The 13,547-nt window shown below is 68.8% G+C and carries 13 protein-coding genes; 8 read left to right on the top strand and 5 right to left on the bottom strand.

The genetic code is table 11. The features are described 5' to 3' along the window. The first annotated feature begins 802 nt into the window (after nucleotides 1-802). Both WYO_RS20195 and WYO_RS20190 read left to right on the top strand, forming a co-directional pair. A complete protein-coding gene (locus WYO_RS20195; protein WP_007565923.1) occupies nucleotides 803-1,000 on the top strand; it encodes a hypothetical protein in 198 nt (65 codons plus the stop codon). Between the two features lie 7 nt (nucleotides 1,001-1,007). Beyond that, nucleotides 1,008-2,102, top strand: a complete 1,095-nt coding sequence (locus WYO_RS20190) for a tyrosine-type recombinase/integrase (protein WP_007565921.1) — start codon at nucleotides 1,008-1,010, stop codon at nucleotides 2,100-2,102. A 25-nt stretch (nucleotides 2,103-2,127) separates the two neighbouring features. Here WYO_RS20190 and WYO_RS20185 read toward each other — a convergent pair whose 3' ends face one another. From WYO_RS20185 to WYO_RS20165, 5 genes are all read right to left on the bottom strand, one after another. After that, nucleotides 2,128-2,805 carry an ABC transporter substrate-binding protein gene (locus WYO_RS20185; RefSeq protein ID WP_007565920.1) on the bottom strand — a complete coding sequence of 226 codons (678 nt, stop codon included), beginning with the start codon at nucleotides 2,803-2,805 and terminating at the stop codon, nucleotides 2,128-2,130. A gap of 100 nt (nucleotides 2,806-2,905) precedes the next feature. Continuing rightward, nucleotides 2,906-3,631, bottom strand: a complete 726-nt coding sequence (locus WYO_RS20180) for an ABC transporter ATP-binding protein (protein WP_007565919.1) — start codon at nucleotides 3,629-3,631, stop codon at nucleotides 2,906-2,908. Further along, nucleotides 3,624-4,376 (bottom strand): ABC transporter ATP-binding protein, encoded by a 753-nt coding sequence (locus WYO_RS20175; RefSeq protein WP_007565917.1) that lies wholly within the window; start codon nucleotides 4,374-4,376, stop codon nucleotides 3,624-3,626. The genes WYO_RS20180 and WYO_RS20175 overlap by 8 nt, the downstream gene beginning before the upstream one ends. 87 nt (nucleotides 4,377-4,463) lie before the next feature. Continuing rightward, nucleotides 4,464-5,156 carry a GntR family transcriptional regulator gene (locus WYO_RS20170; RefSeq protein ID WP_007565915.1) on the bottom strand — a complete coding sequence of 231 codons (693 nt, stop codon included), beginning with the start codon at nucleotides 5,154-5,156 and terminating at the stop codon, nucleotides 4,464-4,466. Between the two features lie 314 nt (nucleotides 5,157-5,470). Then, on the bottom strand, nucleotides 5,471-6,085 hold the full coding sequence (locus WYO_RS20165; protein ID WP_007565912.1) for a TetR/AcrR family transcriptional regulator: 615 nt from the start codon (nucleotides 6,083-6,085) through the stop codon (nucleotides 5,471-5,473). A 171-nt stretch (nucleotides 6,086-6,256) separates the two neighbouring features. Between WYO_RS20165 and WYO_RS20160 the strand changes: the two genes are divergently transcribed. The 6 genes from WYO_RS20160 to WYO_RS20135 form a co-directional block, all read left to right on the top strand. Continuing rightward, nucleotides 6,257-7,426, top strand: a complete 1,170-nt coding sequence (locus tag WYO_RS20160; RefSeq protein ID WP_007565910.1) for an isovaleryl-CoA dehydrogenase — start codon at nucleotides 6,257-6,259, stop codon at nucleotides 7,424-7,426. A 133-nt stretch (nucleotides 7,427-7,559) separates the two neighbouring features. Beyond that, on the top strand, nucleotides 7,560-9,167 hold the full coding sequence (locus WYO_RS20155) for a carboxyl transferase domain-containing protein (RefSeq protein ID WP_007565908.1): 1,608 nt from the start codon (nucleotides 7,560-7,562) through the stop codon (nucleotides 9,165-9,167). A gap of 8 nt (nucleotides 9,168-9,175) precedes the next feature. Next, complete coding sequence (locus tag WYO_RS20150; protein ID WP_007565906.1) at nucleotides 9,176-9,964, top strand: enoyl-CoA hydratase/isomerase family protein; 789 nt, start codon at nucleotides 9,176-9,178, stop codon at nucleotides 9,962-9,964. Between the two features lie 11 nt (nucleotides 9,965-9,975). After that, on the top strand, nucleotides 9,976-12,006 hold the full coding sequence (locus WYO_RS20145) for a biotin carboxylase N-terminal domain-containing protein (protein ID WP_007565904.1): 2,031 nt from the start codon (nucleotides 9,976-9,978) through the stop codon (nucleotides 12,004-12,006). Beyond that, the gene (locus WYO_RS20140; protein WP_007565903.1) at nucleotides 12,003-12,917 is read left to right on the top strand and encodes a hydroxymethylglutaryl-CoA lyase; all 915 of its coding nucleotides are present in this window, start codon (nucleotides 12,003-12,005) and stop codon (nucleotides 12,915-12,917) included. The genes WYO_RS20145 and WYO_RS20140 overlap by 4 nt, the downstream gene beginning before the upstream one ends. Nucleotides 12,918-13,074: 157 nt before the next feature. Then, nucleotides 13,075-13,547 (top strand): AMP-binding protein (locus WYO_RS20135; RefSeq protein ID WP_007565900.1); only part of this gene is annotated, 473 nt, incomplete at its 3' end.

The following is a 13,547-nucleotide window of genomic DNA, read 5'->3' as shown; positions in this document are numbered from 1 at the left end:
TGGGGTGGGGTAGGCGCCCAACGGGGGGTGGGGAGGGCGGTGTGCTTTTGTGGGTGGTTGGCAAATACCCAGGACCAGAAACCAAGCCTCTGATTCCCCGACCCCACCCTCCAAAATCGATCCCGAAAAATACCAGGTCCCCAAAAACCAATCCGTTTAAATTCCTAACACCCAACCCGCCCCCTCTGCGCCGCGCCGACCTTTCCACACCCATCCACAGAACCGCCTCGACCCGTTGACCCACCACAACCAAAAAGAGAACAATACGGGAACAGAGCCACCGGGCTCCCCGTTTCACCTTCGAACCGCATCCATGCCAAAATCGAATCGACCAAGCACTATCGAGTCAAAAACAGACTCGACCGATCACGAAACCTTTCAGTTAGGAAACAATAGCTCACGCTTACCACCCTAGACTGTGCTCGTGCAGGCACGCGGTTGCATCAAAAATCCAACTTTCAACTTGTGGGGTTGACGATCTAAGACCCCGAAGTCATATGCCTGAAACCGCCTGTTCACCGGAACAATTCCCGCCATGTCCCAAGCTCACGAAGTCGGACGTACTTCCTACGAAACGTATTGCGCATGTAGTGCCGGGTCTAAAACCGCGAAGACCTGGGCGGATCTTCCTGCCGGTACTCGCGAGACCTGGCGGAAGGTCGAGGTTGCCGGCCTCAAGGCGTCGGCCGCCGCGCTTTCCGGTTCCGCGGAACAACATCCGGAACTCGCATCCGCCAGCTCGATAGCCAGATAGGGGGCGACCCCTATTTCATTTGCGAACTCGATTGTTCCTAGGAACAACATGAGCACCCGTCCCGCCACAGCAACTCAGGCCGAGATCGCCCGAGCCATCCGCGCACTCGTGGAGGCGGGGTTCACGCATCCGCGGATCGTTTACACGCGGGACGGTGTGGTCATTGAGCCTGGCCCTGCGCCGCGCCACTACCTTGACACCGTCCCGCAGGAAGACGACGAGCCGGAAAAGATCCACGTCTTTTGAGAACGGGATGCCAAAATCCAAACAGCTCCATCTGCGCAGCGAACGCACGCGCCACGGCAAGCTGGTCTGGTACGTCCGCGTTGGGCACGAGCCCCGCATCCGCATCAAGGAAGAGTACGGCACGACCGAGTTCTGGCGTGCGTATCGGCTTGCCGTAGAGGGCGCTCCGAAACCAGTAGCTAACCCACGCAATGCCAAGGGCACGATGGCCTGGCTCATCGCCAAGTTCATGGCGAGCGGGGAGTGGAAAGCGTTGGCGCATAAGACGCGCGCAAACCACGAGACTCAGTACCGCGCTGCGGAGAAAGGCGTGGGGCACCTGCCGATCAAGGAGATCGGGCGGGGGAGCATCATGGCCAGCCGCGATGCTCGCAAAGACAAACCCTCCGCGGCCAACCAGTTCATCACCTCAATGCGCGTACTGTTCGACTGGGCGCTCGCTCAGCACGATGTACTGCCGGCAGGGATCACCGTGAACCCTGCCACGGGAATCAAACCGTTCAGGCGCGTCAACAGACAGGATGGGCACCTCCCGTGGACCGAGGAGGAGGTGGCTCAGTACCAGGCATTCTGGCCTGTCGGCACAAGGCAGCGGGTAGCCATGGACGTGCTGCTATATACCGGCCTGCGGCGGGTGGATGCGGTGCGTCTGGGCAGGCAGCACCTGCACGCTGGGCCTGACGGGCATGAGTTCACCATCCGCACCCAGAAGACCGGCATCGTCGTGACGGCCCCTGTGCTGCCCGCCCTGGCCGCTACACTGGTAACTGGGCCGACCGGAGACCTGGCGTTCATCGTCCGCCAGAACTTGATGCCCTACACCCTTGGATCGTTCGGTGAATGGTTCAAGCACGCATGTCAGGCTGCCGGGGTGCCGGGTCGTGCCCATGGTCTGCGCAAGATCGGCGCCGCGATGGCGGCCGAAGCGGGGGCTTCAGAATCGCAGCTCAACGCGCTATTCGGTTGGGCAGATGGGTCACGCGAGAGTGCCGTCTACGTGCGCAGTGCGAACCGCGCCAAACTGGCCCGAGCGGCACGTCGGAACAGCGAACAGAACAAGCCCACCGGTCCCGCACCGGTCGCTTCAGAGTCCCGCACCTAAAATTTTCCATAACAATTACAATACTTTACGTCTGCCAAAAACGAATATTCACCTTCAGCATGAAGGAGGAGAAGTCGCCGCCCGGGAAGGGGTGGCGCGAGACGCCCAGAACCTTGCCGCCCTCGGCCTCCACCACCGCGGAGGCGTCCTTCTCGAGGGAATGGCCGAAGGTGTAGTCGGCGGTCACGAAGTACCAGGTCTTGCGGCCGGTCTTCAGCAGCGCCTTGGCGGTGCCGGCCGCGAGCGCGTAGGTGTTGACCATCCACTGCGCGTTGAGCGGCGAGCACTTCTCGTTGATCGCCGCCATGGCGACCCCGGCCGAGAGCATCGTCACCCGGTTCTTCTGCTTGGCGATCTCCATCACGGCGAGCGCCGTCGAGGAGGTCGGGAAGTCGGCGATCATGTCGACCTTGCCCTGGTCGAACCATTCCCGGGCGAGGTTGGCGGCGATGTCGGGCTTGTTCTGGTGGTCGGCCGCGATGAGCTCGACCGGGGCGTTCAGCACCTTGCCGCCCATCTCGTCGATGGCGATCTGCGCCGCCACGGCCGAGCCGCGCCCGGTGAAGTCGGAATAGATCCCCGACAGGTCGTTGAGGATGCCGATCTTGACGACGCCGTCGCTGACCGCCTCGGCGGCAAGCGCCGGCAGGGCGGCCGACGCGAGCGACGCGCCGAGCACGCAACCGATGAACCGTGACCGCATGTTCCCGCCTCCTGTTCGTCCCGCCAATTCTTCCCCGCCGGGGGTTTGACTGTGCATCGTCTTGGTCCGAAAGCCCGCAGCCACCTTTCGGGACGATGCTCTAGACGCCGAGCAGGCGCCCGACCTCGGCCTCCCTGGCCGCCACCTCGCCCGCCGGGATTTCGGCCGCGACGCGGCCGTTCTCGATCACGTAATGGCGGTCGGCGAGGTGGCGGGCGAAGTGGAAGTTCTGCTCCACCAGCACGATGGTGAAGCCGCGGCTCTTGAGCAGGGCCACCGCCCGCCCGAGCGCCTCGACGATGACCGGGGCGAGCCCCTCGGTGATCTCGTCGAGCAGCAGGATGCGGGCGCCCGTGGTCAGGATGCGGCCGAGGGCCAGCATCTGCTGCTCGCCCCCCGAGAGCCGGCCGCCGCCGCTCTCGGCCCGCTCGGCGAGGTTCGGGAACATCGCCAGCACCTCGGCCACCGACATCCCGTCGGGCCCGAGGCGGGGCAGGAGGGTGAGGTTCTCCTGCGTCGTGAGCGAGCGGTAGATGCCGCGCTCCTCCGGGCAGTAGCCGAGGCCGAGCCGGGCGATCCGGTGCGTGCTAAGCCGGATCGTCTCCTGCCCGCGCACCCGCACCGAGCCGGCGCGGCGGTCGGTCAGGCCGAGGATCGCCTTGAGGGTGGTGCTGCGCCCGGCGCCGTTGCGCCCGAGCAGGGTCACGCACTCGCCCTCGCGCACGGTGAGGTCGATCCCGTGCAGAACGTGGCTCTCGCCGTACCAGGCTTCGAGCCCGCTTATATCCAGGGCGGCGGCGGATCCGGGCAAGTCCATCTCAGGCATGCCCGCCCCCGAGATAGGCCGCCTTCACCCCGGGATCGGCGGAGACCTCGTCGTAGCGGCCCTGGGCCAGGATCTCGCCGCGCTGGAGCACGGTGATCGCGTCGCAGAGGTCGGCTACCACCGACATGTTGTGCTCGACCATCAGGATGGTGCGGCCCACGGCGATCCGCCGGATCAGGCGCTTGATCCGGTCGACATCGTCGATGGCCATGCCCTGGGTCGGCTCGTCGAGGAGCAGCAGGGGCGGATCCAGCGCCAGCGTCGTGGCGATCTCCAGGGTGCGCTTGCGCCCGTAGGACAGATCGGCGGCATTCGCCTCGGCGTAGTCGGCGAGCCCCACATCGGACAGGAGCGCCATGGCCTCGTCGTCCAGCACCGACAGCGACCGGATCGAGCGCCAGAACGCATATTGCGTCCCGAGGCGCCGCTGCAGCGCGACCCGGACATTGTCGCGCACGCTCATGTGCGGGAAGGTCGCCGAGATCTGGAACGAGCGCACGATCCCCCGCCGGGCGATCGCCGCCGCGCTGTCGTGGGTGATGTCGGCGCCTTCGTAGAGGATGCGCCCGCCGGTCGGCGTGTGGACCTTCGTCAGCAGGTTGAAGAACGTGGTCTTGCCGGCGCCGTTCGGGCCGATGAGCGCGTGAATTGCATGGCGCCGGACTGCGAAGTCGACGTTGCGCACGGCCGTGAAGCCTCCGAACGCCTTGGTCAGCCCCTCTGTCACCAATGCGTGCTCGGCCACGGCGCCCTCACCGGTTCATGCTTGTAGATTGTATAAAATCTGCGGACGCGTCAAGGCCCTCGTTTCGAGGCGTGTGAAGGGTGTCGCTCACCCGGCATGAGCCTGCCGATAGATCGCCACGAGCGAGACGGCGGCGTGCGCGATATGGGCCTGCAAGAGTGCGGCCGCCTCGTTGATTCGGCCGACCTCGCAGAGTGCCACGATCTGCGTGTGCTCGTGGTCGGCGCGCGCGGTATCCCCCGAGGCCGAGAGCTGCAGCCGGGTCGGGCGATCGCAATCCTGGAGCAGGCTAGAGACGATGCTCAAGGAGCGGGGGCGGTCGGCGTAGCGCAGGAGATCCAGGTGGAAGCTCCGGTTCAGCTCGCCCCATCGCTCGACCTGGCCGGCCTCGAGCGCCGCGCCGTACTCATCGGTCAGGCTGCGCAGCCGCCGGTAATCCGCCGCCGCGAATCGGCGGGCGGAGAGCGCCAGCAGCGGCGGCTCGAGCTGCTCGCGCAGGCGGAAGATGTCTTCGACCTCCTCCACGGACAGGCCGGTGACCACGGCCCCGCGATGCGGGACGATCTTGACCAGGCCCTGCGCCTCCAGCTGCAGCAGCGCCTCCCGGACCGGGATGCGGCTGATGCCGAACTCCTCCGCGAGCGCATCCTGGCGCAGCTGGATTCCCGGCGCGAACTCGCCGTTCAGGATGCGCTGACGGAGCGATTCGGTGACGGCCGCCGAGACCGTCTTGTGACGCAGGCGATCGGGGGCGGGCGGCGGAGCAGCCGAAGCGGACATGGGCACCTCAGGAGAATGGTAGATTTTATCCAGAAATCTGGCGCCGGGACAAACCCTGGTGTCCGCGAGGCCTACGACCGGGCACCTCCGGACCAAGCGGATCGCCTCGTTGCGGGGACCGGCCGCCATCGCTGGGGTGGTCGGGCGCGCATGCCCGGTTCAACCGCCACCGCCGCCGGCCCGGCCATCACGCGTGCTGACCAGGCTCGCTCGAAGCCGTGCCGCCCTCGATCCCGTCGAGGAGGCTCTTCAGCAGATCCATACCCCGCTCTCGACACGCCAAAGTCGCAGGCCTCATGCGACGGACGCACCCTTCAGGGGAGGGCGTGCTCGCGTTGCGCGATGCAGCCGTGCAGCACCATGTTCGTGTGAAGATCGACGATCTCGGACTTGGATAGTCTTCCCTCGGGCTTGTACCACGTACACACCCCGGTCAGCATCGCGAGGATGCTGTAGGCGGTGATCCGCGTGTCGTGGATGTCGAACTCGCCCGTGGCGACGCCGGCATCGAGCACCGCCATCAGCTTCCCCTCATAGGCGCGCCGCATGGCGACGATCGTCGCGTAATGCGGCGCATCCAGGGAGCGCAGCTCGAAATTGGCGATGAAGACGTCCTGCTTCTTTTCGAGGTGGTAGACGATGTGATGGCGGATGAAGGTGCGGAGGCGGTCGGTGGCCGTGTCCGGCGCCGCCGCGAGGGCCGCATCGGTCTGCGCCAGCAGGGCCTCCATGTGCTCGCGGATGAGATCGAACAGGAGATCCTGTTTGGTGCGGATGTGGTTGTAGAGCGACGACGCCTGTATCCCCACCTCGGATGCCAGGTCGCGCAGGCTCATCGCGCCGAAGCCGTGGCGATAGATGAGCTTCAACCCGGCACGCCGGATCGCCGCGGCGGTGCGCAGCCCCTTGGGTCCAGCGATGCGACTCATCAAACCCTTTCCGGCAAACCGCCCGCCACCCGGCTCGGGCCGTATAGAGGCTGGGAAGACCAGTCAAACAAAACGAACGGCCGATCGTTTGTAAACCCTTGCCGGCGGGCAAAAACTAACGTACGTACGTTTGCAACGAGGGCACGCAGCCGGCCCCGCGGGAGGACGCTCATGCTGAACGGCCTGAAGGGCTTCGATTTCGGCCTCGGCGAGACGGCCGACGCCCTGCGCGCCGAGGTCGCCCGGTTCGCATCCGTCGAGATCGCGCCGCGGGCCGCCGAGATCGACCGGTGCAACGACTTCCCCGCCGATCTCTGGCGCAAGTTCGGGGATCTCGGCGTGCTCGGCGTCACCGTCGGCGAGGAATATGGCGGCGCCGGCATGGGCTACCTCGATCACGTGGTGATCATGGAGGAGATCAGCCGAGCCTCGGCCTCCGTGGGCCTCTCCTACGGCGCGCACTCGAACCTGTGCGTCAACCAGATCCACCGCAACGGCACCGAAGACCAGAAGCGCCGATACCTGCCGAAGCTCGTCTCGGGCGCGCATGTCGGCGCCCTGGCCATGTCGGAGCCGGGCTCGGGCTCGGACGTGGTGTCCATGCGCCTGCGCGCGGACAAGCGCGGTGACCGCTACGTCCTCAACGGCACCAAGATGTGGATCACCAATGGTCCCGACGCGGATGTCCTCGTCGTCTACGCCAAGACGGATGCCGAAGCGGGGCCGCGCGGGATCACCGCCTTCCTGATCGAGAAGACGTTCCCGGGCTTCTCCACCGCCCAGAAGCTCGACAAGCTCGGCATGCGCGGCTCCAATACCTGCGAGCTGGTGTTTCAGGACTGCGAGGTCCCGGAGGAGAACGTGCTCGGGCAGGTCGGGCGCGGCGTCAACGTGCTGATGAGCGGGCTCGACTACGAGCGGGCCGTGCTCGCGGCCGGCCCCCTCGGCATCATGCAGGCCTGCCTGGATGTCGTGCTGCCGTACATCCACGAGCGCAAGCAGTTCGGCCAGCCCATCGGCACGTTCCAGCTGATGCAGGGCAAGATCGCCGACATGTACACGACCGCCAATGCGGCGCGGGCCTATGTCTACGCCGTCGCGAAAGCCTGCGACCGGGGCCAGACGACCCGCAAGGACGCGGCCGGAGCGATCCTCTTCGCCGCCGAGAAGGCGACCTGGATGGCGCTCGAGGCGATCCAGGCGCTCGGCGGCAACGGCTACATCAACGATTACCCGACGGGACGGCTGCTGCGCGACGCCAAGCTCTACGAGATCGGCGCCGGCACCAGCGAGATCCGCCGCATGCTGATCGGTCGCGAGCTGTTCAACGAGACCGCCTGACCGAACCCCGGGCTTCGACGTCCCGCGCCGTTCCGGCTCGACCGTCGAAGGTCAGGGTTTCAAACGGTGATCGACCGTTCGCGGGTGCGGGGCGGTGCCCCGCGGGAGCGCGCACCTCTGAGGTGTAAGGGACATGCCGACGCTGGACACCACGCTGGATCTCCGCTCCGCCGAGGCCCGGACCAACGACGCGCATATGCGCGGGCTGGTGGCGGATCTCCGCGCGACCGCGGCGCGGGTCCGCCTCGGCGGCGGGCAGACGGCGCGCGAGCGGCACCTGTCGCGCGGCAAGCTGCTGCCGCGGGATCGCATCGCGGCCCTGATCGACCCCTTCTCGCCGTTCCTCGAAGTCGGCCAGCTCGCCGCGCACGGCCTGTACGGGGGCGAGATTCCCGCGGCCGGGATCATCACCGGGATCGGCCGGGTCAGCGGGCGCGAGTGCATGATCGTCGCCAACGACGCCACCGTGAAGGGCGGGACCTATTTTCCGCTGACGGTGCAGAAGCACCTGCGCGCGCAGGAGATCGCGCAGCAGAACCGGCTGCCCTGCCTCTACCTGGTCGATAGCGGCGGCGCCAACCTGCCCAACCAGGACGAGGTCTTCCCCGGCCGCGACCATTTCGGACGGATCTTCTTCAACCAGGCCACCATGTCGGCCGAGGGGATCGCGCAGATCGCCGTGGTGATGGGCTCCTGCACCGCCGGCGGCGCCTACGTGCCGGCGATGTGCGACGAGTCGATCATCGTGCGCAATCAGGGCACGATCTTCCTCGCCGGACCGCCCCTGGTGAAGGCCGCCACCGGCGAGGTGGTCAGCGCCGAGGATCTCGGCGGCGCGGACGTCCACAGCCGAACCTCGGGGGTCACCGACCATTACGCCGAGACCGACGCGCATGCGCTCGGCATCGCCCGGAGCATCGTCGCGAGCCTGAACACCGTGAAGCGGCCCTCGATCGCCCTGCGCAAGCCCGTGCCGCCGCGCTACGCCGCGGAGGAGCTCTACGCGGTCGTGCCGTCGAACCTGCGCACGCCCTACGACGTGCGCGAGGTCATCGCCCGGCTGGTGGACGACAGCGCGTTCGACGAGTTCAAGCGGCTCTACGGCCAGACCCTGGTCTGCGGCTTCGCGCATGTCTGGGGCTACCCGGTGGGCATCGTCGCCAATAACGGCATCCTGTTCTCGGAGAGCGCGCAGAAGGGCGCGCATTTCATCCAGCTCTGCGCGCAGCGCGGCATCCCCCTGGTATTCCTCCAGAACATCACCGGCTTCATGGTGGGCAAGCGGTACGAGGCCGGCGGCATCGCCAAGGACGGCGCCAAGATGGTCACCGCCGTCGCCACGGCCGCGGTGCCGAAGTTCACGATCATCATCGGCGGCAGCTTCGGGGCCGGCAATTACGGCATGTGCGGCCGCGCCTACGCGCCGCGCTTCCTGTGGATGTGGCCGAACGCCCGCATCGGCGTGATGGGCGGCGAGCAGGCGGCCGCGGTCCTGGCCACGGTGCGGCGGGACGGTCTCGAAGGCCGCGGCGAGAGCTGGTCGCAAGAGGACGAGGAGGCCTTCAAGGCGCCGATCCGCGACCAGTACGAGCGGCAGGGCCACCCGTATTATTCGAGCGCCCGGCTCTGGGACGACGGCGTGATCGATCCAGCCGACACGCGGCGCGTGCTGGCGCTGGGCCTCTCCGCCAGCCTGAACGCGCCGATCGCCCAGTCCCGCTTCGGCCTGTTCCGGATGTGAGCGCGACGATGACCGAGACCATCCTGGAGGCGGTGGATGCGCGCGGCGTCGCCACCCTGACCCTCAATCGCCCGGATCGGCACAACGCCTTCGACGACGCCCTGATCGCGGATCTCACCGCGGCCCTGCACCGCCTGGGCGACGAGCCCGGGATCCGGGCCGTGGTCCTGGCGAGCCGCGGCCGCAGCTTCTCCGCCGGGGCCGACCTCGACTGGATGCGCCGGATCGCCCGCCAGTCTCCCGACGCCAACCGCGCCGACGCGGCCGGGCTCGCGCGCCTGATGCACACGCTGGACCGGCTGCCCAAGCCGACCCTGGCCCTGGTGCAGGGCGCGGCCTACGGGGGCGGCGTCGGCCTGGTCGCGTGCTGCGACGTGGCGATCGCCTCCGAGCGGGCGAGCTTCTGCCTCAGCGAGGTGAAGCTCGGCCTGACCCCGGCGACCATCAGCCCCTACGTGGTGAACGCCATCGGCCCGCGCTGGGCCCGCCGCCTGTTCCAGACCGCCGAACTCGTCCCGGCCGCGCGGGCGCGGGAGATCGGTCTCGTGCACGAGGTGGTCGCCGAGGAGGAGCTGACGGCGGCGGGCGCGGCCGTGCTCCAGGCCGCCCTGCAGGGTGCGCCCGGGGCTCAGGCGGACGCCAAGGATCTCGTCTTCCTCTGCGAGGGCCGGCCGATCGACGCCGATCTCATGGGCGAGACCGGGCGGCGCATCGCGCTGCGCCGCGCCTCGGCCGAAGGGCAGGAGGGTATCGCGGCCTTCCTCGAGAAGCGCCCGCCGGCCTGGCGGCAGGATTGAGGAGCCGCACGATGTTCCGCAAGATCCTCGTCGCCAACCGGGGGGAGATCGCCTGCCGGGTGATCGACACCGCCCGGCGGCTCGGCATCGCCACGGTGGCCGTCTATTCCGAGGCGGATGCCGGGGCCCGGCACACGCGGCTCGCCGACGAGGCCTGGCCGATCGGTCCGGCCCCGGCGCGCCAGAGCTATCTGGTGGCCGACACCATCCTCGAGGCCGCCCGGCGCTCCGGTGCGGAGGCGATCCATCCCGGCTACGGCTTCCTGTCCGAGAACGCCGCGTTCGCGCAAGCCTGCGCCGAGGCCGGCCTCGTCTTCATCGGGCCGCCCCCGGCCGCGATCCGGGCCATGGGTTCCAAGGCCGAATCCAAGGCCCTGATGGAGCGGGCCGGCGTGCCGCTGGTGCCCGGCTACCACGGCGAAGCGCAGGACATCCCGGTGCTGCGGGAGGCTGCGGCGCGGATCGGCTACCCGGTGCTGATCAAGGCCTCGGCCGGCGGCGGCGGCAAGGGCATGCGCATCGTCGCGTCGGCGGATGACATCGCGGCCGCGATCGAGGGGGCCAAGCGCGAGGCGGCGGCCTCCTTCGGCGACGACCGGGTGCTGATCGAGAAGTACCTCACCCGCCCCCGGCATATTGAGATCCAGGTCTTCGCCGACACCCAGGGCCGGACCGTCTCGCTGTTCGAGCGCGACTGCTCGATCCAGCGGCGGCACCAGAAGGTCCTGGAGGAGGCGCCAGCCCCGGGGATGGACCCGCTGCGCCGCAAGCAGATGGGCGAGGCCGCCGTCGCCGCGGCCCGGGCGGTCGGGTACGTCGGCGCCGGAACGGTGGAGTTCATCGCGGAGGGCGACGCCTTCTACTTCATGGAGATGAACACCCGCCTGCAGGTCGAGCATCCCGTCACCGAGATGGTCACGGGGCTGGATCTGGTCGAGTGGCAGCTGCGCGTGGCGGCGGGCGAGCCGCTGCCCCTCGGGGAAGACCGCCTCGCCCTGCGTGGCCACGCCATCGAGGCACGCATCTACGCCGAGGACCCGGACCGGGATTTCCTGCCCGCCGTCGGCACGCTCGTCCATCTGCGCCAGCCGCAGGACGTGCCCGGCCGGGTGCGGGTGGATACCGGGATCGTGCAGGGCGACCAGATCACCGCGCATTACGATCCGATGATCGCCAAGCTGATCGTCTGGGGCGAGGATCGCCCGGCCGCTCTCCGGCGCCTGGGCGCGGCCCTGGCCGAATACGCGGTGGTCGGCGTCACGACCAATCTCGGCCTGCTGCGAGCCATCGCCGGCCACGACGCCTTCGCGGCCGCGGAGCTGGATACCGGCTTCATCGCGCGCCACGCGCCCGACCTCCTCGGGGGAGCTTCGGCCGCCCCGGATTCCGACGGTTCGGAGACCGCCGCTCTGGCGGCCGCGGCCCTGTCGGTGGTGCGCGACCGGGCGGCGGAGAATGCCGGGCAGGCACAGGCCACCGGTGATCCCTGGTCCCCCTGGGCCGCGCCGGATGCCTGGCGGATGAACGGGGAGGCCGCTCAGGACCTGCGCTTCCGCCAGGATGACGCGCCCGCGATCACCCTGCGCGTCCATCCCCTGGCCGACGGGTCTTACCGTCTCGCCTGGCCGGGCCGCTCCGTGCAGGCGGCGCTGACGGCCGACGCGGCGGGGCCGCTTCTGGCGATCGACGGCGTGTCGCGGCGGTTGCGGGTGGTCTGGCACGGCGCGGAATGCACGGTGATCCTGGCGGGGCGGAACCACACCTTCGTCGTCGAGGATCCGCTGGCGCCACCCCGGACCGAAGCGGCCGGCAGCGATCGCGTGACGGCCCCGGTTCCGGGCCGCGTGACCCACGTTCTGGTGCGGCCGGGCGATGTCGTGGAGAGGAACGCGCCGCTGGTGATCGTCGAGGCGATGAAGATGGAGATCACCCTGCGGGCACCGCAGCGGGGCACCGTCGCGCAGGTTCGTCACGCCGTGGACGACATGGTCGAGGAGGGAACGGAGCTCGTCACCTTCGCGGCCGGGGAACCGGGGCCGTGACCTATCCGGAGCGCGTGCGCATCGTCGAGGTCGGCCCGCGGGACGGGCTGCAGAACGAGCCGACCACCATACCCACGGCTGCCAAGGTCGCGCTGATCGAGGCGCTGGCCGATGCCGGCCTGACCAGCATCGAGGCCGGAAGCTTCGTGTCGCCCCGATGGGTGCCCCAGATGGCCGACACCGCGGCGGTGCTGGCGCAGCTTCGGCCCCGGCCGGGACTCCGCTACCCGGTGCTGGTGCCCAATCTCCAGGGCCTGGAGCGCGCGCGCGCCTGCGGAGTCCGTGAGGTCGCCGTCTTCGCCGCCGCCTCGGAGAGCTTTTCCCGCCGCAACATCAATTGCTCGATCGCGGAGAGCCTCGAGCGCTTCGCCCCGGTCGTCGAGACGGCGCGGGCCGCCGGCCTCCGGGTACGCGGCTACGTCTCCTGCGTGCTGGGCTGCCCGTACGAGGGGGCGGTCGCGGCGGCGGCCGTCGCGCGGGTCGCCGAGGCTCTTCTGGGCCTGGGCTGCTACGAGATCTCGCTCGGCGACACGATCGGCACCGGGACTCCGCTGGCCGCGCGGCGGCTGGTGGAGGGCGTCGCGGCGGCCGTGCCGCTGGAACGGATCGCCCTGCATTTCCACGACACCTACGGCCAGGCGCTGGCGAACCTCCTCGCCTGCCTCGATCTGGGCGTGTCCGTGATCGACAGCGCGGTGGCGGGCCTCGGCGGCTGTCCCTATGCGCGGGGCGCCACCGGCAACGTCGCCACGGAAGACGTCGCCTACATGCTCCGCGGCATGGGGATCGAGACCGGCATCGACTTGGAAGCCCTGGTCGATGCGGGGCTCTCGATCACCCGTCACCTGAACCGGGAGCCGGCGTCGAAGGCCGCACGCGCCATCCTGTCCCGGCGGCAGGCCGCGGCCTGATCGAGCGGCCGAACCGTGATGGCGCCCCGGCGCGCCCCGGACCATGATGCGGACCCGCCGAATCGGATCCCGTCGAGGCAAGCAGACCAAGAAACGACGCAGCGCATACGGTCGTGACCGCGCAAGACGGCACGACCCGCGAAATGGGGAGGATGGAATGACCGACCAAGTGTTGAGTTATGTCCATGGTGCGGCCGATGCGCCGCTGCTCGGCCAGACGATCGGCCAGGCCCTCGCGCGCGCGGCTGCGGACTGGGCGGACCAGCCGGCCCTGATCGCGCCCGCCCAGGGCATCCGATGGACCTGGCGGGAGCTGAGCGATCGCGCCGATGCCTTCGCGGCAGGCCTGCTCGCCCTCGGCCTGCAACCCGGCGATCGGATCGGCATCTGGTCGCTCAACCGCGCCGAGTGGACACTCACCCAATTCGCCGCCGCGCGGGCGGGCCTGATCCTGGTCACGATCAATCCGGCCTATCGCCTGTCCGAGCTGGAATTCGCGCTCAACAAGGTCGGCTGCGCAGCCCTGGTGACGGCGACCGCGTTCAAGACCAGCGACTATCTCGGCATGATCGGCAGTCTCGCCCCCGAGCTCGCCGCCTCGGTTCCGGGCCGGCTCGCCGCCGCCCGCCT

The sequence above is a fragment of the Methylobacterium sp. GXF4 genome (assembly GCF_000272495.1).
Classification (GTDB): Bacteria; Pseudomonadota; Alphaproteobacteria; order Rhizobiales; family Beijerinckiaceae; genus Methylobacterium; species Methylobacterium brachiatum.
This window is presented reverse-complemented; position numbering and strand designations above follow the sequence as displayed.